Source organism: Flavobacterium taihuense (genome assembly GCF_019351435.1).
Classification (GTDB): domain Bacteria; phylum Bacteroidota; class Bacteroidia; order Flavobacteriales; family Flavobacteriaceae; genus Flavobacterium; species Flavobacterium taihuense.
Genome location: NZ_JAHWYN010000010.1, coordinates 135890 through 154719, shown reverse-complemented (window position 1 = coordinate 154719; position 18830 = coordinate 135890). Strand labels below are relative to the sequence as shown.

Genomic DNA, 18830 nt, shown 5'->3' with positions numbered 1-18830 from the left:
ATGGACGATGCCTATTCAAAATTGGGGAATTGTTTTAAACCAATTTACCCTTATATTTGATAAAAGGCTCCGATTATAAAACCGAAGCCTTGACTTTTCAACTTACACACTTTATGGGACAGTGTCATCTAGAGACTGCTGCGACATCCCAATGTTCATTTCTTGTACTGTCTTTTCCCCTGCTGTTGTAATACCCATTATTTCCGTAAAAATGACAATCCCTTCTCATCTGTCAAAAAACACTTTATATTAATTATAATGAGGAGAGAAGAGTATCTCTTCTTTATTGTTTGTTGTAATCGAAATTCTGATCTCTTTTAAACAAGCACCTTTTTCATCTTTAGTTTCACAGTGTATTAAAACTTCATCAATAAGTTTATCATTTTTGTCCCTGACAACAATTTTAGAGAGTTCTTTGTTGGTATAATAAAAATACTGTGTATTGAAAGTTCTAAAATTATCTACTATTTTATTAATAGTTCCATTTGTATTATAATGATAAATGGCTTCATTTTGTTTGTATTGCTTTTTAGAATAGCAGCTGATACGTTCTCTTTGTTTTGGTTTCCAACGTGTTTTGCAATAGTAAGGTTCTCTATCTGGATATGATTCCACTACAAACCATAATCTCTTTTCAGTTTCTTGCAATAGATTACCCGTAGCATCAACAGTTTTGGAGTATTTGATACGGCCATTTCCAGTAAAGACCATCTGCTTTTTATGCAAAAGTTTTTTCTGATTATTTGCTACTACGTATGTTTCTTCGGTCGCCCATTTTAATCCTTCTGGCAGCAATTGTTTCGTAGTATACTTTTTTGTGGCACATGACTGTGCTGTTAAGAGTAGGATAAAAATAATAAATCTCATAATCATAAAGTTTAAAACATGCTAAGTTATTGATTTTAAATATTTTAAAGCAGGTTTGGTAACTGGGATTTTCGTAGTTGGTTCACTATAATCGGATGTTATCCGTGCCCGTATAATAGGGAAACGGAGAGTTATATATAGGCTATTTGCAAATAATTTTGAAACTATTTTGTTTGATTTTTTAAATTATTTGTTTTTTAAATCGTTTGTTCTTGTAATAAAGATAGAGGTTGGATCCTTGATCTCGGGGTTATGAAAATTGAAATTTGATTTTTTCAAACCTACAGTTTATGGATCATTAAAATATTTTTTGATTTAAAAAGAGGTTTTTGATGCTTTTTAAACCTCAAAAATCAGGAATTAATTTTTACAATGGATTGCAATAAATCATTTGTTTTTGAAGCGTATAAACGTCCAATGGGTAAAACCTTATTTTTAATAGTAACTGAACGGCTGTTGAATTGAGAAACTTTTTTCAGTGTAATGAGAAAAGAACGATGGATTCTGCAAAAAAAACCTTCAGGTAATTTCTCGATCATTTCCGTAATGGATTGATGTGTTTTGAAACAATCACTTTCGGTATGGATGAGGAGGTAATTACCTTGCGATTCAAAATAATCAATTTCGTCAAGATACAATTTGAGTGTTTTTCTTTCGCATTTTACAAACACAAAAGGACGTTCCGTTTCTGCTTTAGAAAGTTGTTCAAATTCCTGATTTGTTTTCTGAATTTTGCAATATTTGTGTATGGCTTTCGAGAAACGATCGAATGAAATGGGTTTCAATAAATAATCTACTGCTTCCAGTTCAAATCCCTCCACTGCATATTGTGGGTTGGCAGTTGTGAAAATGATTCCAATATCTTTTGGTAACGATTTTGCAAATTCTATACCCGATTTTCCGGGTAAATTAATGTCCAGAAAGATCAAATCTATTTTTTGGGTCTTCAAAAAATTCAAAGCATTGTTTGTACTCATGAATTTCCCTTTCAATTCCAAGAAATCAAATTTGCCTATATGCATTTCAAGCAATATGGATGCTGGAAGTTCATCTTCAATAATGATACAATTGATTCTAGTGGGTGTCATTTATTTTTATTTTTAAAGAAACAAAAAACGAATCTTCTTCATTTTTGATGATCAAACTATGCTGATTTGGATAAAGCAATTCCAATCTTCTTTTCACATTAGTGATTCCGACTCCGCTGTATGAATTTTCGATATTTCTGTTTTTCGAAAAGTCTGCCGGTAAGCTATTCTCAATTTTAATAGTCAGCCATTCTTCTGAAGCTGTAATAGAAATGGTAATCCACGCTTGGGAATTGGCATCGTTTAAACAATATTTGAAACTGTTTTCAATAAACGGAAGGATTAAAAAAGGCTCAATAAATTGATTTTTACAAATTCCATTGGTACTAAAACTCAGTTCGAGTCGGTTGTCAAATCGCAATTGTTGTAACGAAATGTAATTTTTTAGGTATTCAATTTCTTTTTCCAAAGGAATGTATTTGGAATTCACATCATAAACGGAATACCTAAGGAAATCTGAAATTTGAAGTACAATGTCAGCAGAATCATCTGATTTACTCAAGATTTTAGAGTACAGACTATTGAGGACATTAAATAAAAAATGAGGATGAAACTGATTTCGCAATGAAAATAATTCAGCTTCTAACTTCTCGGAAAGGATTGTTTGGACCCTATTTTTCTCTTCAGCGAGGTAATAAACTAGTTTTATTGCCAAAGGGATAGTGATAACAAACTGTAGCTTAATCACATTATATAAATATACTGGAGCTGAAAATAATGGTTCGATTTTCCATTCGGTTAAATTAAAAGCTATAATAATGTAGTTGTCAATTAACCGCTGGATGAAAGCAAAGAATAGGATTGAAAAAAGATAAGTTAAAATAAAAAGCGCTCTCTTTTTCTTGAAGAATAAAAGCGGCATGGCTACTTCGACAATCAGTAAAACAAACAATATTTTAGGAAGTACGCTATAACATTCATTGGATAATGCTCGCCAAAAATCGGCTTCCGGCAAACCTTGAATCAAACTGAACAACAAGATGTATCCCAACCAATAGATGGTGTACATTTTTATTTTTTGGGATGTACTTCCGGAATACATTACTGAATCATTCATTGCCGAATTTGTTTTCTGAAATGTAAAGCTAAGTGTTTTGTTTTAGAATCAAAATTGATTTGTTGCAGAAAACACTTTTTTGTATTTAAAAGACATCAGACTTTAAAATGTTGTTTACAACACAAATCAGGTTGTTTAAATAAGAGGCTTTTTGATATTCGAAAAGTGAAATATCTTTCGCAGACTATTTAAACCTTAAACTACTATTATGAAATTAGCATAACTCAAATTGGTTGAAAATACCGTTGATAATATGCGAATTACATAAGACCATTAAAAAAACAATAAATATCAACTTATGAAAAAATCAGCTTTAATTTTAATGCTATTATTTGGTTTTTCTTTGGCAACAAATGCCAAAAATACCGAAGTATATCCTACAAACTGGTGGGTTGGAATGAAGACCAATTCTATCCAATTACTGATTCGAAGTACCGATGATTCGTTTGCTTCGGATAAAGTAAGTATAAACTATCCAGGCATAACTGTTGTAAAGACATATTCATTTCCAAACCAAAAATATATTGCTGTAGATATTGTTATTGCACCAGAGACAGTTGCAGGAGATGTGACTATCGAATTGAATCAAAAAGGAGGAAAGCAAAAAATAAAATGGTCGCTGTATAATCGAAGATCGGGCAATGGGACTCAATATGCCCAAGGGGTTACTTCTAGTGATTTTATTGATTTGATCATGGTAGATCGTTTCAGTAATGGCGATGTAACAAATGACAAGATAAAAGGCTTGAGAGATCAATCCCTAAACCGAAACGAAATGTATGATCGTCATGGAGGCGATTTACAGGGAGTATTGAATAATCTGGATTATATTCAAGGGCTTGGCGTTACCACATTATGGTTTACTCCAATTATGGAAAATGATATGGAGAAAAGAACCGAACACGGATATGCCATTACCAATCATTATAAAATAGATGCGCGATACGGAGGAGATGCGCTGTATGAAAAATTGAGTGAACAATTACACAAGAGAGGCATGAAACTTATTTTTGATGCGGTTTACAATCATATTGGATCTTTTCACTTTTTAGAACTGGATCCTCCAGCAAATGATTGGGTACATCGTTGGCCAACCTATACTCAAACCAATTATAGAGAAATCCCCCTGTTTGATCCGTATGGTGCAAAATCAGATAAAAAAAGAATGAGTGATGGATGGTTTGATAAAATGATGCCGGACATTAATCAAGATAATCCATTTATGGCCAATTTTATTATTCAAAATTGTATTTGGCATATTGAAAAGTTTGGTATTGATGGAGTTCGCCTGGACACTTACACTTATAATGATTTGGATTTTGCGAATCGTTGCAATAAAGCGATTATGGATGAGTTCCCGAAAATAACCATTTTTGGAGAAATCATGGTTCATGGAGTCGCTAATCAGGCGTATTTTGAGCAAAACAACATGGATGTTAGTTTCAAAAGCAACTTACCATCAGTGGTAGATTTTCAAAGTTTGTATTACGGAATTATTCCTGCTTTGACAGAGCCTTTCGGTTGGAAAGAAGGGGTGAACAGATTGTACTATACCTTAAGCAGTGATTTCTTGAGCAAGAATCCGATGCAAAAAGTATTGTTGTTGGATAATCATGATGAGCCTCGGTTTTTCTCTTTAGTAGGAGAGAATGTCGAAAAGCAGAAGATGGGTTTTGAATGGTTGTTAACTTGTAGAGGAATTCCACAATTGTATTATGGATCTGAAGTATTGATGAAAGGATTTAAAGCTCCCGACGGACTGGTTCGTGCCGATTTTCCTGGTGGATGGAAAGGAGATACCAAAAATGCATTTACTGGAAAAGGAATGACAGACGATGAAAAATCAACTCAGGATTTAGTTCGTAAACTGGCAAATTTCAGGAAAAATGCATCGGCAATTAAAACAGGAAAAATGATGCATTATGTTCCTGTTGATGGGTTGTATGTGTATTTTAGATACGATGAAAATCAAACCATAATGTGTATTATGAATACTAGTAATACCGAAAAAGAAATTGATTTTCAAAAGTACAACGAAAGAACGGCTGGCTTTTTATCTGCAAAAAATGTTATTACAGAGGAAAGCTTGAATACTTTGAATAAAACAACTATCCCTGCGATGAAAATGTGGGTGTTGGAGTTGAAAAAATAGGGAAACAAACAGTTGTTTTTTATTTTGTAATAAAATATTTATCTTGGCTAAATAAGATTTTAAGATATTTATTATTAACAGATTGGTATTTATAAAAAGGCATGATATGAAAAGAAAGTATTTGGTATTGGTATTAGTAATTCTTTTAAATGTAAATAATTCTAATGTTTTTGGACAACAAGAAAAAAGCGGAACTATAAGTGCATTTCGAAATCGCGTATTTAAAGGTGAGAAATATATGCCTTTGGGTGATCTGAAATGGTCTTTTAAAACAGATGGTAAAATCTTTTCATCGCCAATTGTTCATGACGGAATAGTATATATCGGCAGTGAGGATGGCAATCTTTATGCTATCAATGAAAAAACAGGTAAAATACATTGGAAATTTAAAACCGGAGGTGCTGTACATAGCTCTCCGGCTGTTTTCAAAAACATGGTTTACATAGGTAGTTTTGATGGCTATTATTATGGGATTGATTCTAAAACCGGTCATTTGAAATGGAAATTTAAAACGGGTGGAGAACAATGGTCTGGCGAAATAGGCTTTTTGGGATTGAAACCTGTTGATAAGTACATGGATGATTTGTGGGATTTCTTTTTATCATCCCCAGTCATAAATCCTGATAAACAAAATCCAAGTGTTTTCTTTGGGAGCAGTGACGGTAACGTGTATGCACTCAACGCCAATACCGGTGAACTGAAATGGAAGTTTGAAGCAAAAGGATCAATTCACTGCAGTCCGGTTCTGTATAAAAAAACATTGTACATTGGGAGCTGGGATGCTAATTTGTATGCGATAGATATGGAAACCGGTAAAGAGCGCTGGAAATTTCAAACAGGAACGCAAATTGGTTTCAAAGGAATTGAATCGACTGTGGCAGTTGCCAATGACATGGTTTATTTTGGAGCTCGTGATCCTTTCTTATTTGCGCTCAATGCCGAAACAGGAAAATTGGTTTGGAAGTATGATGCCGCTTATTCCTGGATAATCAGTTCACCAGTTGTGGATAATGGTGTTGTGTATGTAGGTACTTCAGATACATACGCCTTACTGGGTTTGGATGCAAAAACGGGTAAAGAAATATTTAAGTTTAAAGCAAATGGTTATGTATATTCTTCTCCTGCGATAGTTGATGAGACGGCTTATTTTGGAGATTTTACGGGTAATTTTTTTGCTGTAAATGCAAAATCTTTGGGCAAAGAATGGAATAGTTTTAGCACTGAAAACAGAAAGTTATTTTCTCCAGAAATATTAAATAATAATCTTCTTGACTTTTCTTATGTTGTCAAAGAGGGAGATATTTCGATGTATGACACCAACAAAGCGGTGATGGATCAGTTTTATAAATTGGGGTCCATTGTTTCTTCTCCTTTTGTGACCAATAATACTGTTTATTTTGGAAGTGCCGATGGTAATTGTTATGCGATTGAATTACAGAATAAGAAATAATTAAACGCATCAGATTACAAATAAATTAGACATAAATAAAATTATATGATTATTCAGCAAATACGATTTTTGCTGGTATTCTTATTCTCTTTTTATTTTTGTTCAGGGCAAGATATGCCTAAAAATGAAAAGAGAATTTATACCACAAAATCTTTAGAAAATTTAGATACTCCCATAATTGATGGTGTTTTAACCGATACAAGTTGGGATATTGTGGAGTGGCAAACGGATTTTATTGAGAATCTTCCCGATGAAAATACGTCTCCAACAGAGCAGACCAAGTTTAAAATACTATACGATTCCAAGTTTTTGTATGTTGCTTTTAAATGTTATGATAAAGAACCGGATAAAATTGTAAAACGCCTTTCGAGACGTGATGGTTTTGATGGTGATTTTGTGGAGGTAAATATCGATAGCTATCATGATAAAAGAACTGGGTTTTCATTTACAATATCAGCATCAGGAGTAAAAAGTGACGAATTTATTGCCGATAACGGAAATAATTGGGATGCGAGCTGGAATCCAATTTGGTATGTAAAAACCAATGTAGATTCCGAAGGTTGGACTGCCGAAATGAAAATTCCGTTGAGCCAGCTAAAATTTAGTGCTAGTGAGAATCAGGTTTGGGGATTTCAGGCAACACGCCGTTATTTCAGAAAGCAGGAACGTTCCATTTGGCAACGCATACCTGCTGATGCTCCTGGTTGGGTAAGCGAGTTTGGAGAATTACGTGGTTTAATTCATTTGAAACCACAAAAACAACTCGAAATTCAGCCTTATTTCTTGACGCAGGTCGATACGTATCAACAAGAAGTTGGTAATCCGTTTCGGGAAGGACAAGACCACAGTTTGAAAGCGGGGCTTGACGCCAAAATAGGAATCACGAACGATTTGACTTTGGACTTAACTATTAACCCAGATTTTGGACAGGTTGAAGCCGATCCTGCGGTGATTGCTCTGGATGGATTTCAAGTATTTCTTCAGGAGAAACGACCTTTTTTTATCGAAAACAAAAACATTTTCGATTATAATTTTGCAAATAACGAAGACAATCTCTTTTATTCAAGACGCATTGGCAGAAGTCCGCAAGGAATTATTTCAACTCAAAAAGGAGAATTTGTCAAACGACCACAAAACTCTACCATTTTGGGTGCTGCAAAATTCAGCGGTAAAACCAAGAACGGGTGGTCTTTGGGTATTTTGGAGAGTGTTACGGGGAATGAATATGTCAAAATTGATAATGGTTTGGAACGTAAGAATGTTTTGGTAGAACCGCTTACGAATTATTTTGTTGGACGTGTCCAAAAAGATTTTAATGATAGAAACAGTTTTTTGGGCGCTATTGTAACTGCAACTAATAGAAATACAGACGAGCCACAATTTACTCTTTTGAGAGCAGCTGCATATTCAGGTGGATTTGATTTTAAGCACAATTGGAAAGACAGGAAGTATTTTGTCGCTGGAAATATTGTGGGCAGCCACGTTTTTGGATCTAAAGAATCCATTACCAATACACAAAAGGAAATAACTCATTTGTTTCAACGGGTTGATGCTAATTATGTCTCGGTCGATAATGATCGTACTTCTTTGACTGGAACAGGAGGGAAGATCGAAGCTGGCAAGGTGTCTGATGGACATTGGCGATACAATGCGAGTGTGACTTGGCGTTCACCAGAATTAGAACTCAATGATATTGGTTTTCTTCGTCAAGCCGATGAAATCAAACAAACATTATACGTCAGTTATCAGGCTTTAAAACCTTTTGGTGCTTTCAGAAGCGGAATGGTGCGTTTTGAACCATTTACAACTTATGACTTTGGAGGTTTTCATAACAGAACCTATTATGATCTCTTGGGAAAAGCGGAATTCAAAAATTATTGGTGGGCCAATATTGGTTTTTCATACAAACCCAGAACGTTCAATAATGCCTATTTACAAGGCGGACCAAAATTCAGATTCTCGGAAGAGTTTGTGAGTTATAATGTCTTTGGTACTGATACTCGAAAAAAACTTCGTTTTCAGGCAGGCGTATTTTTTGCACAAGGAAAAAACAATTCGTTTTCGTACAAGGAATTGGATCCGAGTGTTACGTATCAGCCTACAAATTCATTATCAATTACTTTAAATCCAAATTTCAATGTGAACCAAAGCAAAACACAATATGTAACCCAATCTGCTTTTGAGAATGGCACGCGTTATATCACCTCGCATTTGGACCAACAAACAGCTAGTGCTTCGTTGCGATTGAGTTATAATATTAATCCAAATTTCACCATTCAGTATTATGGACAGCCTTTTGCTTCAACCGGGAAATATTCGGAATTTAATTATGTTACAAACCCAAGAGCTTCCTACTATGGGAATCGAACGGTTTCGTATACCAACAATCAAATTTCTTATGACAGCAATACTAATGTTTATAGCGTAGATGAAAACCAAAACGGAGTTGTCGATTATTCTTTTTTGAATCCTGATTTTTCATTTGTTCAATTCCGTTCCAATTTGGTTTTAAGATGGGAATACATACCAGGTTCCGAAATCTATTTCGTTTGGTCGCAAGGAACTAACGGTTCGGGAAATCCTATTGATGATTTGTTTGTTAATTTAGATACTCAGATTTTAGGGAAACAGCCTCAAAATACATTTATATTAAAAGCAACGTACCGTTTTTTGCTGTGAATGAAAACTGTTGATTATTTATTAATTTAAAAAGATAATGTTATGTTTAAAAATTCGATTCAGTTTCTGTTATTGCTTGTTCCGCTGTGTTTATTCTCACAATCGGACGGTATCGATAAATCAATTGAATATTTGTCGAAAAATAAAATGTCACCTCAGGAATACATTGTGTCTAAGTTTGCAACCAAAGATATAGTGCTCTTGTCTGAAGAACATAGGATTAAGGAAAATCTTGAGTTAGTCAAAAGTTTGATTCCTTCTTTGTATAAAAAAGGGGTTTACACGATTGGAATGGAATTTGGCGCAAGCGAAAATCAAAAGACACTGGATTCTTTAATTCTAGCACCAGAATATAATGAAAATGTAGCTCGAAAATTGATGTTTAATTACAATTCGGGATGGGCTTTTAAAGGATATACGGACGTATATAAAGCAACTTGGTCATTTAATAAGTCACTTCCCGAATCAGCGAAGAAATTCCGTATTCTAAATTTAAGTTACCGATACAATTGGTCTTCTTTCTCAGGTTATCGAACTCCAGAAAAAATGATGAAAGTATTTTATAAAGGAAATACGGAAGTGTACAGGTTTGGAATAATAGAGAAAGAGATTATGGCAAAAGGTGATAAAATTTTAATTCTTACTGGAGATATTCATGCTTTTACCAGATATAAATTTCCGGTGTATGATTTCTTGGGAGAAGATTTTGTTAGATTGGAAAATGGCTATTTTGGAAACCTTTTATACGCTAAATATTCTCAGAAAGTGTATACTGTATTATTGCACAGACCTTTCATGAATCGTCCCGATACCAAGCCTGAATTGGTTTCGCCAGCAAATGGTGCTATAGAAACTATAATGCAAAAAATGGAGTATGAACCTGTGGGATTTGATCTGGTGAATACACCTTTAGGTAAGTTGAGAGATGATAGTTATAATTCTTTAGGACATAAAAACTGTGCTTTAGAAGATATTGCAGACGGTTATGTATTTTTAAAACCGTTAAAAAAGCTTTCGGGCTGCGATATTGACACTGCTTTTCTAACAGAAAAGAATTGGGAGCAAGCCAAAGAAAATGTAGCAGATCCGGATTGGAGACCCAGACCGAAAAGTTTAGAGGAATATTGGGAACAAATCAGAGAGTATGCGGATGTTCCAAAAAAATACGCTGAGGTAGATAAATACTGATGGTTATTTTTTATTAATCCTATATGTAATTTTTAGGACTAGACATCTTCCTGTTCTAAATCACTAACGGCAGCAATTTGGTCAAGTATATTCGTTTGATTGGGCGAAATGTAATTTTTTACTTCGCTAGCATTTTCTTTCTTAAAAAGAAGGTCTAATGCATTGTACAGTCTCAATAAAACGTCCCTGTCCTCTTTTTCAATTTCTAAGGCTGTATTGAAATTAAAAACATAATTATTCGAATTGCGAACTTCTACTTTTATCGTTTTTGACGTAATTTTAAATTTTACTATATCCATTTTGTTCCATTACTCTTTTAGGTATTTGACATTCTCTTAATGAGTTCTGTTTTTCTATTATATTGCTCACCAAAAATACTATTTTGATTTGATGTTAATACAAATCATGCAACAATTGTATAAACAGACTAAAATTCTTTCTTCGTATTCAACAGTTAGTATTGTGACCTAGTATTCTTTAGTTGAAATAGTTCTATTTGCTTTGGAAATTAAAATTGTCTCGAAAATTTTGAACGGTATAACAAAAAATTAGATTTCATTTATGTCTTTTTTCTGTTTATTGTTCGCATCTCAATTCATAAAATCTCTCACTCGAATTCCTCACTTGAGTCATTTGAAAGCGATATTTCCGAAACTTAATTTCAATAAAAAACCCTTAAACAATTGATGTTTAAGGGTTTGTTTTCTGTAGCGAAGACGGGAGTTGAACCCGTGACCTCAGGGTTATGAATCCTGCGCTCTAACCAACTGAGCTACCTCGCCATATTTGAGATATATCCTATCCCTGAATGCGGGTGCAAATATAAAACAATAATTAGAGTTTGCAAGCGAAAAACAACAAAAAAAAAATTTTTTTGAAAACGTTTTTTTTTTGAAGTAATAATCTATATATTTCGCAAAAATTAAACGATATTCATGGATTTAAAAGTGCGTTACGAAATCGAATTCCCCATAAATTCTTCTCCACAATTATTGTATCAGTATATTTCAACACCGTCTGGTTTGTCTGAATGGTTTGCCGATAATGTAAATTCGCGCGGTGAGTTTTTTACTTTTATCTGGAATGACTCACAAGAGAAAGCAAGGTTGGCTTCCAAAAAATCAGGAGAGAAAGTGAAGTTTAAATGGGTTGACGACAATAATAAGGATACCGAATATTTTTTTGAATTAAATATCTTGGTTGATGAATTGACCAAAGATGTTTCTTTAATGGTGGTTGATTTTGCTCATAAAGAGGAACTTGAAGAAGCAACTCAGTTGTGGGAAAACCAAATTTCAGACCTAAAACATGTTATAGGTTCGGTATAGTGAAATTGTATATTATAACTTATATTTGTCACGCTTTATAGCGTGACTTTTTTTATATATACTATGGTAAATTTTAATGGCGAAATAGTATCTGAGGATGCAAATATATTAGTGCAGAATAGAGGGTTTTTATATGGTGATGCAGTTTTTGAGACTTTAAAAATTGTAAATGGGAAAATTCTGTTTTTAGAAGATCATTACTTCAGATTGATGTCTTCTATGCGTGTGGTTCGAATGGAAATTCCAATGGAGTTTACAATGGAATATCTTGAAGAACAAATCCTTTCTTTGGTAAAAAACAATAAAATAGCTTCGTCTGCCAGAGCCAGAATTACGGTTTATAGAAATGATGGGGGGTATTATTTGCCACAAAGCAATACGGTGTCCTTTTTGATACATGCAGTTTCACTAGACGATGCAGCATATTTTTTTAGTGAAAATGAATATGAAGTTGATTTGTATAAAGACTTTTATATTACTAAGCATTTACTGTCCTCTATTAAAACAACAAACCGTCTAATAAACGTTACAGGAAGTATTTATGCTAGTGAAAACGGATTAGATAACTGTATTTTAATAAACGATAGCAAAAATGTTGTTGAGGTTTTACAAGGCAATATTTTTATGTTAAAAGACAATAGATTAATCACTCCTCCAGTTTCAGAAGGTTGTTTGAACGGAGTTATGAGGAAACAAATTTTAGCATTGGCAAAAAAAATGAATGGTATTGAAGTAACTGAGGGAGTTATTTCGCCATTTGATCTTCAAAAAGCAGATGAATTGTTTGTAACGAATGTCATTAAAGGAGTTCAACCGATTACAAAATATAGGAAAAAGGAATTTTCGACTGAAGTTTCTAAGGCTTTAGTTGTAAAACTAAATGAATCTTTAAACTTGATTTAGTTTAAATACGGATTTTCGGGAGCGTTGGACCATATAAGGTATTCACCTCCCAATTCTATGATTTGTTCTTTCCAGAAGTGGGCAGTTGATTTTCCGATTATTTTATTCTCGTAATTATTTTGGGTTATAATCCAAGAATTGGCTTCCATTTCTTTTTCAAGTTGGTGTTCTTCCCATCCGGTATAGCCCAAAAAGAAACGGATGTTTTCTTTTTTTATTTGACCATTATTGATGAGATCTTTAGTAGATTCAAAATCACCTCCCCAGTAAATTCCGTTTGAAATTTCAATGCTGTTCGGTATTAATTCGGGGATGTTATGAATGAAGTATAGATTATCCTGCTCTACAGGTCCACCATTGAAAATCTTAAAACTGGCATTAATTTCAGGAATCAAATCATTGATGGTATACTTCAATGGTTTGTTCATAATGAAGCCTACGGAGCCATCTGCATTATGATCTGCCAAGAGGATTACTGATCGATTAAATGACAAGTCTCCAATTATTGATGGTTCAGCAATAAGTAAATATCCTTTTTTTAATTTTTCTGAAATCATAAGGCTATATTTTTAATTAAATTTAAGAAAATTTAAATTGACAAACCAAACTTTTTTTATATTAATCGTTTAAAGACATAAAAAAACCTTCCAATCGGAAGGTTTAATTATATAAGATAAACTAATAATTAGTTTACAGCTCCTTCTAAATCAGCTCCAGCTTTGAATTTTACAACATTTTTTGCAGCGATTTGAATAGTTTTTCCTGTTTGAGGATTTCTTCCGTCTCTTGCAGCTCTTGAAGATACTGACCATGATCCGAATCCTACTAAAGATACTTTACCACCTTTTTTCAAAGTTCCACCTACATTTCCTAAAAATGATTCTAATGCCAATTTTGCAGCAGCTTTTGTGATTCCTGCATCAGCAGCGATAGCGTCGATTAATTCTGATTTGTTCATAATAATTGGATGTTAATTGTTGGTTAAAATAATTGTTAATTAGAACAAAATTAACAGGAAATACGGTCTTTGCAAGTGTTTTATACAAAATTAGTATATTTTGTTAATAACTTGTTTTTATTGTTCATAAAGTAGACTAAAATTCTGAAATATCAGTACTTAACTCCTGCTTTTATTGGTGTTAATGGGCTTTTGCACTTTCCGAAAAAGTAACACCATTTAATAATTCAATTGCAGTCATTTTCTTTTTCCCTGGAAATTGCAGGCTAATTATTTGAATATATCCCTCTGTTACTGCAATTTTCATTTCTTTTTTGGTACAAATTAATTGCCCAATACTATATGAATGTGCTTCAGTGATAATTTTTGCTTCATATATTTTTACATTCCATTCTTCTCCTTTGTCGCTAAAAAAGCACCATGCTGTTGGGTAAGGGCTCAATCCTCGAATCAGATTGTGAATTTCTGTAATCGATTTTGACCAATCGATTTTACAATTTTCTTTATTCAGTTTGTAAGCTGTTTTGATGTCCGATGAATCATTTTGGATTGAAGTCGTAACGTTGCCATTTTCAATTAATTTTAAAGTATCTATAACGGTAGTGCAACCTAAATGCATTAATCTGTCGTGTAATTGTCCAGCATTTTCGGTAGTGTCGATTGCTGTTTCGGCACTCAGAATCATTGCTCCTGTATCTATTTTGTCGTCGATGAAAAAAGTAGTAACACCGGTTTTGGTTTCTCCATTGATAATTGCCCAATTGATAGGTGCAGCTCCTCTATAGTTGGGAAGTAAGGAAGCGTGCAAGTTGAATGTTCCTAGTGACGGCATCTCCCATACTAGTTTTGGTAACATTCGAAAAGCAACAACGATTTGTAAATTAGCCTGTAACGATTTTAATTCTTCAAGAAAGGTTTCGTCTTTTAGATTGGTAGGTTGCAATAAATTTAGATTGTTTTCTAAGGCATATTCTTTAACTGCAGAATATTTCAATTTTTGTCCTCGCCCGGCAGGTTTATCAGCGGCGGTAATTACACCTACTACCTCGTAATTGTTTTTGATTATGGTATCCAGAATTCCAACAGCAAATTCTGGAGTTCCCATAAATATAATTCTTAATTTTTCCATTAGGTTTTTAAAGTGTATTTGTTGTTTTTTTGAATTATCAAAAGATCATCTTCTAGTAATTGTTGCAATACAAAGATAACATCGTCAGCTGTATTTTTAGTCTTGTCTTGAATTTCTCTTGAACTTAAACCTTCGCCTTTTAATAGTGTTAGTATTTTTTTTGAAAGTGCATTATAGTCTTTTTTAGGTTTTGTTTGCGTAATGCAATACGAACAAATGCAACAGTTGATGGTTGTTTTTTCTCCAAAATATTCCAAAATCATTTTGCTTTTGCAAATATTCTTTTCCTTTACATAATTCAATACCGATTGCAATTGTTCTTTTTTGAGTTCATTTTGTCGTGCCAAATATTTGGAAACTTTGCTAATGGTTCTTTCATCTTCCCTAATTTCATTGAAGATTAGAGTTGCATCATTGTTTTTAGAATGGAATTCTATAATTTCTTTATCTTTTAATTTATGCAAAGCTGTCAGTATTTCAGCTTCAGAGTGATGTGATTTTTTGGCAATCAATGGCAAGTTGAAGGCAGTTTGCATTTCATAAACGCCTGGATACGTTCTCAGGATGGTCAGTATAATTTCTTCGTCATTCGGATTCAAACTGGTATAACGTATGACTTCTTTTGATGGAATTAAAAACTGTAAAGTTATTTTTTCTGAAAACTCTTGAGACAAAGTAAGAACTCCCTGTCCGTCTAAAAACCGCATCGCATTAAAAGTTTTTAGCGTAGGAAATCCATATTTTAAACAAAAATGATGCAAATTAAAAGTGAACTCTTCGTTTATTCCTTCCCCATACGCTATTTGGAAATAGTTGCAGAGTTTGATATACATCGAATTCAAAAAAGCTTTGTCTGGTAATACGTTTATAAATTGACTTTCAGTCTGAATGATATCCGCTGGACTGGTCAATAAAACTGCATACGCTTTCTCTCCATTTCGACCTGCACGGCCAGCTTCCTGATAGTAATTTTCTATATTTTCGGGTAACTGAATGTGAATAACCGTCTTGACATTGGGTTTGTCAATCCCCATTCCAAAGGCATTTGTGGCAACAATAACTTGCGCTTTTTCTTCCATCCAAAGCTGCATGTTTTTGTCTTTTTCTCTAGAAGTAAGTCCTCCGTGATAATAAGTGCTTTTAAATCCTAGTGTTTGCAATTGAGCTGAAATGTCTAAACACGATTTTCTGTTTCGAACATAAATGATGGATGGCTGAGGGTTTTTTTTAAGAATTTGCTTAATTCGATAGAGTTTGTCTTCCACTTCAAAAACCATATAGGCAATATTCTTTCGGGCAAACGATTTTTCAAATTGTTTGGGATTGTGCATCCCTAATTCGGTAATAATGTCCTCTTTTACTCTGGGTGTAGCTGTTGCTGTTAATGCCAAAAACGGTACTTTTGGAAAATAGGTTTTCAATGCCGAAATCTTCAAATATGCGGGACGAAAATCGTGTCCCCATTGCGAAACACAATGCGCTTCGTCAATAGTAATCAAATTTACGGGAAGATTTTTTATTCGTTCCAGGATCCATTCTGATTGCAATCGTTCTGGAGATACATACAGAAACTTATAATTCCCAAACTGGCAATTGTCCAGCAAGTCAATCATTTCTTCAGAACGTATGCCGCCAGTCAAAGCAATGGCTTTAATCCCTCGATTTTGCAAATTGGCTACCTGATCTTTCATCAAAGCGACCAATGGGGATATAACCAAGCAGATTCCTTCATTCATAAGGGCTGGCACTTGAAAACAAATTGATTTTCCTCCACCCGTTGGCATCAAAGCAAAAGTATCTTCACCACTCAAAACCGAATCAATAATTTCGTTTTGTAGCGATCTAAAGCTGTCGTGCTGCCAATATTTTTGAAGAATCGCTAATGCTTCTGGCATTATTTATAGTTTAGATTTTTAATAATTTGCATTTTTGATTTTCAAGAATTTGCTAAATTTTATCTAATATAAAAAGAATTCGGTTATCTACGCTATCTTTTGGTACTTCAATTAGATTGTAGCCATAATTAGTGTAGGTCTTTGTGAGGTGTTTATAGATGGTTTTTGCTTGTTCAAAGTTTTCGTAACGCTCGCTGTCACTTTCATAAATGGCCTCCCAAGGTGGAAGCATGAAAATTTTGGTATATACATTTTCACGGCAAGCGTGGTCAAAATGTACTGGAAAATCATCACCGATATAGTCTAGGTAAGCCACAACATCAGGGATTCCACGGTCAATAAAGACCCATTGATGAGGTTCGTTTTTGGCATTGCTAAATTGCTTTATTCTGCCATCAAGCAACATTTGGCTAAACAATAAAGGGTCTTTAAGAAACAATTGTTCAATACCTCGTTTTTGGGCTTCCAGTGTAACTTCACGGGAAATTTCAGGATAACAGCAATAGCCTTTCTTTTCCAGACCTTTAATAATAGAACTTTTCCCTGTACCGGGGCCGCCAATGATAACAATAATTTCTTTCTGCACTTTCTGTAATTAAGCGGCAAAAATACTCAAACTTATTGGAAATTAAAAAGTTTATTATCACCCAATTTCAAGGAGCAAGAGATGATTTTTTTGCAGGTAAAATGGTTCCTGCTGTCCGCTGTATTTTTTTATCTCATTCCAAAAGAGGAGATAAAAAGGTAATTGCGTGAGCAATTCGACCATCAGGGCTAGAGGAGAGGCTTGGTGCATTTTTTTAAAGCTTTTATAAACAGACACCAACAATTTTAAATCTGTGAAAAATCCGGTCAATCCGTACATTTATGAGGACAATTCTTTTCTTGATCCGTAATTGATTAAATTCAGTTCAAGATTATAAAAAACAGAAGCAAACATCTCCCGATTTTAAAAATCTTAATACATATCTATAATTCCTAAATCTAAAATCTAAAATCTAAAATCTAAAACGTATATTTGCCTTTATTTTTAATTTAAGAATGGACAACGATAAAGAAAAAGAGACTGCAGAGTTTTATGAAAGACTAAAGGCCGAATTAGATCTCAGTAATTCTTGGCCTGCAGAATATTTGTTTAAATTTATAGTTCCTACAACCGAGGAAAATATTCTGAAAGTAGAAGATGCATTCAATTGTATGGGGGCTGTAATCAAAACAACAAAATCCAGAACAGGAAAATTTACCAGTATTTCGGTAGATTTAATGGTCAAGGATTCGCAAGAAATAATAGATAAGTACCAAGAATTATCCACTATAGAAGGTATAGTTTCCTTATAATTATGATCGAAAAATATAAAAAAGAAAACGCGAATGATGTGGTTTTCAATTTGGAATACAATTCTGAAAGAGAACATTTAATCATTCCAGAATATGGTCGTCATTTGCAAAAATTGATCGAGCAAGCTTCTAGTATTGAAGATGATGTAGAGCGTAACAAAGCGGCAAAATATATCATTCAGGTAATGGGAAGTTTGAATCCGCACCTTCGCGACGTACCCGATTTTCAGCATAAACTTTGGGATCAACTTTTTATCATGTCTGATTTTAAGTTAGCTGCAGATTCACCATATCCCATACCGTCCAGAGAAGTTTTGCAACTCAAACCTGATGTTTTGAAATATCCTCAGAACTACCCAAAATACAGGTATTATGGGAACAATATCAAATACATGATTGATGTCGCCAACAAATGGGAAGAAGGAGAAATGAAAAGTGCATTGGTTAAAGTAATTGCCAATCATATGAAAAAATCGTATTTGAGTTGGAATAAAGACACTGTAAAAGACGATGTGATTTTTGAACACCTTTATGAATTGTCAGACGGAAAACTCAATTTACTGCAAAGTTCGGAAGAACTATTAAATACCACCGATTTACTGAGAACTAACAAAAGGGTTTCAAACAAAATTGGCCCTGCTGGACAACCAAAAATTCAAAGCAACAAGAATAATAAAATCGGTAAACCAAAACCGTTTCAAAAAAAGTAAATAAATTAAAGAGAAACCAAGACGCTAAGAAACTAAGAAACTAAGCTGAAAAGCTTAAAAAAAACTTAGATTCTCAGCAACTTAGAAA

At 33.7% G+C, this 18830-nt stretch carries 17 protein-coding genes and 1 tRNA gene; 8 read left to right on the top strand and 10 right to left on the bottom strand.

Annotation, left to right across the window (positions count from 1 at the left end):
* Positions 1-249: 249 nt before the first annotated feature.
* The 3 genes from KZH69_RS12775 to KZH69_RS12765 form a co-directional block, all read right to left on the bottom strand.
* Positions 250-867 (bottom strand): hypothetical protein, encoded by a 618-nt coding sequence (locus KZH69_RS12775; protein WP_219317862.1) that lies wholly within the window; start codon positions 865-867, stop codon positions 250-252.
* Positions 868-1220: 353 nt separating this feature from the next.
* Complete coding sequence (locus KZH69_RS12770; RefSeq protein ID WP_219317861.1) at positions 1221-1955, bottom strand: LytR/AlgR family response regulator transcription factor; 735 nt, start codon at positions 1953-1955, stop codon at positions 1221-1223.
* Positions 1942-3012, bottom strand: a complete 1071-nt coding sequence (locus tag KZH69_RS12765; protein WP_219317860.1) for a sensor histidine kinase — start codon at positions 3010-3012, stop codon at positions 1942-1944. The genes KZH69_RS12770 and KZH69_RS12765 overlap by 14 nt, the downstream gene beginning before the upstream one ends.
* 298 nt (positions 3013-3310) lie before the next feature.
* Here KZH69_RS12765 and KZH69_RS12760 point away from each other — a divergent pair, with 298 nt between their 5' ends.
* The 4 genes from KZH69_RS12760 to KZH69_RS12745 all read left to right on the top strand — a co-directional run bounded on the left by KZH69_RS12760 (position 3311) and on the right by KZH69_RS12745 (position 10481).
* Positions 3311-5164: an alpha-amylase family glycosyl hydrolase gene (locus KZH69_RS12760; RefSeq protein ID WP_219317859.1), complete on the top strand. Its 1854-nt coding sequence runs from the start codon at positions 3311-3313 to the stop codon at positions 5162-5164.
* Positions 5165-5270: 106 nt separating this feature from the next.
* Positions 5271-6614: a beta-alanine-activating enzyme beta-propeller domain-containing protein gene (locus KZH69_RS12755; protein WP_219317858.1), complete on the top strand. Its 1344-nt coding sequence runs from the start codon at positions 5271-5273 to the stop codon at positions 6612-6614.
* A 45-nt stretch (positions 6615-6659) separates the two neighbouring features.
* Positions 6660-9293 (top strand): DUF5916 domain-containing protein, encoded by a 2634-nt coding sequence (locus KZH69_RS12750; RefSeq protein WP_219317857.1) that lies wholly within the window; start codon positions 6660-6662, stop codon positions 9291-9293.
* Positions 9294-9335: 42 nt separating this feature from the next.
* Positions 9336-10481 (top strand): hypothetical protein, encoded by a 1146-nt coding sequence (locus tag KZH69_RS12745; protein WP_219317856.1) that lies wholly within the window; start codon positions 9336-9338, stop codon positions 10479-10481.
* A gap of 38 nt (positions 10482-10519) precedes the next feature.
* Here the strand turns inward: KZH69_RS12745 and KZH69_RS12740 are convergent, their stop codons facing one another.
* Entirely contained in the window at positions 10520-10780 is a 261-nt protein-coding gene (locus tag KZH69_RS12740; protein WP_219317855.1) for a hypothetical protein, read from the bottom strand.
* Positions 10781-11189: 409 nt separating this feature from the next.
* Positions 11190-11263, bottom strand: a tRNA-Met gene (locus KZH69_RS12735).
* Positions 11264-11416: 153 nt separating this feature from the next.
* Here KZH69_RS12735 and KZH69_RS12730 point away from each other — a divergent pair.
* Both KZH69_RS12730 and KZH69_RS12725 read left to right on the top strand, forming a co-directional pair.
* Positions 11417-11809, top strand: coding sequence for an START-like domain-containing protein (locus KZH69_RS12730; protein ID WP_116797373.1), 393 nt, complete (start codon positions 11417-11419; stop codon positions 11807-11809).
* A 63-nt stretch (positions 11810-11872) separates the two neighbouring features.
* Positions 11873-12712 carry an aminotransferase class IV gene (locus KZH69_RS12725; RefSeq protein WP_219317854.1) on the top strand — a complete coding sequence of 280 codons (840 nt, stop codon included), beginning with the start codon at positions 11873-11875 and terminating at the stop codon, positions 12710-12712.
* Here KZH69_RS12725 and KZH69_RS12720 read toward each other — a convergent pair.
* From KZH69_RS12720 to KZH69_RS12700, 5 genes are all read right to left on the bottom strand, one after another.
* A complete protein-coding gene (locus tag KZH69_RS12720; protein ID WP_219317853.1) occupies positions 12709-13269 on the bottom strand; it encodes a YqgE/AlgH family protein in 561 nt (186 codons plus the stop codon). The two genes, KZH69_RS12725 and KZH69_RS12720, sit on opposite strands and share 4 nt — an antisense overlap.
* A 128-nt stretch (positions 13270-13397) precedes the next feature.
* Positions 13398-13670 (bottom strand): HU family DNA-binding protein, encoded by a 273-nt coding sequence (locus tag KZH69_RS12715; protein ID WP_077375548.1) that lies wholly within the window; start codon positions 13668-13670, stop codon positions 13398-13400.
* A 181-nt stretch (positions 13671-13851) separates the two neighbouring features.
* On the bottom strand, positions 13852-14799 hold the full coding sequence (gene fmt, locus KZH69_RS12710; protein WP_219317852.1) for a methionyl-tRNA formyltransferase: 948 nt from the start codon (positions 14797-14799) through the stop codon (positions 13852-13854).
* Positions 14799-16694 (bottom strand): RecQ family ATP-dependent DNA helicase, encoded by a 1896-nt coding sequence (locus KZH69_RS12705; RefSeq protein ID WP_219317851.1) that lies wholly within the window; start codon positions 16692-16694, stop codon positions 14799-14801. The genes fmt and KZH69_RS12705 overlap by 1 nt, the downstream gene beginning before the upstream one ends.
* Positions 16695-16746: 52 nt before the next feature.
* The gene (locus KZH69_RS12700) at positions 16747-17280 is read right to left on the bottom strand and encodes an AAA family ATPase (RefSeq protein WP_219317850.1); all 534 of its coding nucleotides are present in this window, start codon (positions 17278-17280) and stop codon (positions 16747-16749) included.
* 455 nt (positions 17281-17735) lie between these two features.
* Between KZH69_RS12700 and KZH69_RS12695 the strand changes: the two genes are divergently transcribed.
* Positions 17736-18032, top strand: coding sequence for a DUF493 family protein (locus tag KZH69_RS12695; protein WP_111410678.1), 297 nt, complete (start codon positions 17736-17738; stop codon positions 18030-18032).
* Positions 18033-18034: 2 nt separating this feature from the next.
* On the top strand, positions 18035-18742 hold the full coding sequence (locus tag KZH69_RS12690) for a DUF4290 domain-containing protein (RefSeq protein ID WP_219317849.1): 708 nt from the start codon (positions 18035-18037) through the stop codon (positions 18740-18742).
* The last annotated feature ends 88 nt before the right edge of the window (positions 18743-18830 follow it).

What these genes read in the sequence shown, in the direction of transcription:
- KZH69_RS12750 (WP_219317857.1), top strand. Translation starts at nt 6,660, where the DNA reads ATGATTATTCAGCAAATACGATTTTTGCTGGTATTCTTATTCTCTTTT.
- KZH69_RS12705 (WP_219317851.1), bottom strand. Translation starts at nt 16,694, where the DNA reads ATGCCAGAAGCATTAGCGATTCTTCAAAAATATTGGCAGCACGACAGC.
- KZH69_RS12695 (WP_111410678.1), top strand. Translation starts at nt 17,736, where the DNA reads ATGGACAACGATAAAGAAAAAGAGACTGCAGAGTTTTATGAAAGACTA.
- fmt (WP_219317852.1), bottom strand. Translation starts at nt 14,799, where the DNA reads ATGGAAAAATTAAGAATTATATTTATGGGAACTCCAGAATTTGCTGTT.
- KZH69_RS12740 (WP_219317855.1), bottom strand. Translation starts at nt 10,780, where the DNA reads ATGGATATAGTAAAATTTAAAATTACGTCAAAAACGATAAAAGTAGAA.
- KZH69_RS12690 (WP_219317849.1), top strand. Translation starts at nt 18,035, where the DNA reads ATGATCGAAAAATATAAAAAAGAAAACGCGAATGATGTGGTTTTCAAT.
- KZH69_RS12730 (WP_116797373.1), top strand. Translation starts at nt 11,417, where the DNA reads ATGGATTTAAAAGTGCGTTACGAAATCGAATTCCCCATAAATTCTTCT.
- KZH69_RS12720 (WP_219317853.1), bottom strand. Translation starts at nt 13,269, where the DNA reads ATGATTTCAGAAAAATTAAAAAAAGGATATTTACTTATTGCTGAACCA.
- KZH69_RS12770 (WP_219317861.1), bottom strand. Translation starts at nt 1,955, where the DNA reads ATGACACCCACTAGAATCAATTGTATCATTATTGAAGATGAACTTCCA.
- KZH69_RS12715 (WP_077375548.1), bottom strand. Translation starts at nt 13,670, where the DNA reads ATGAACAAATCAGAATTAATCGACGCTATCGCTGCTGATGCAGGAATC.
- KZH69_RS12755 (WP_219317858.1), top strand. Translation starts at nt 5,271, where the DNA reads ATGAAAAGAAAGTATTTGGTATTGGTATTAGTAATTCTTTTAAATGTA.
- KZH69_RS12775 (WP_219317862.1), bottom strand. Translation starts at nt 867, where the DNA reads ATGAGATTTATTATTTTTATCCTACTCTTAACAGCACAGTCATGTGCC.
- KZH69_RS12760 (WP_219317859.1), top strand. Translation starts at nt 3,311, where the DNA reads ATGAAAAAATCAGCTTTAATTTTAATGCTATTATTTGGTTTTTCTTTG.
- KZH69_RS12745 (WP_219317856.1), top strand. Translation starts at nt 9,336, where the DNA reads ATGTTTAAAAATTCGATTCAGTTTCTGTTATTGCTTGTTCCGCTGTGT.
- KZH69_RS12725 (WP_219317854.1), top strand. Translation starts at nt 11,873, where the DNA reads ATGGTAAATTTTAATGGCGAAATAGTATCTGAGGATGCAAATATATTA.
- KZH69_RS12765 (WP_219317860.1), bottom strand. Translation starts at nt 3,012, where the DNA reads ATGAATGATTCAGTAATGTATTCCGGAAGTACATCCCAAAAAATAAAA.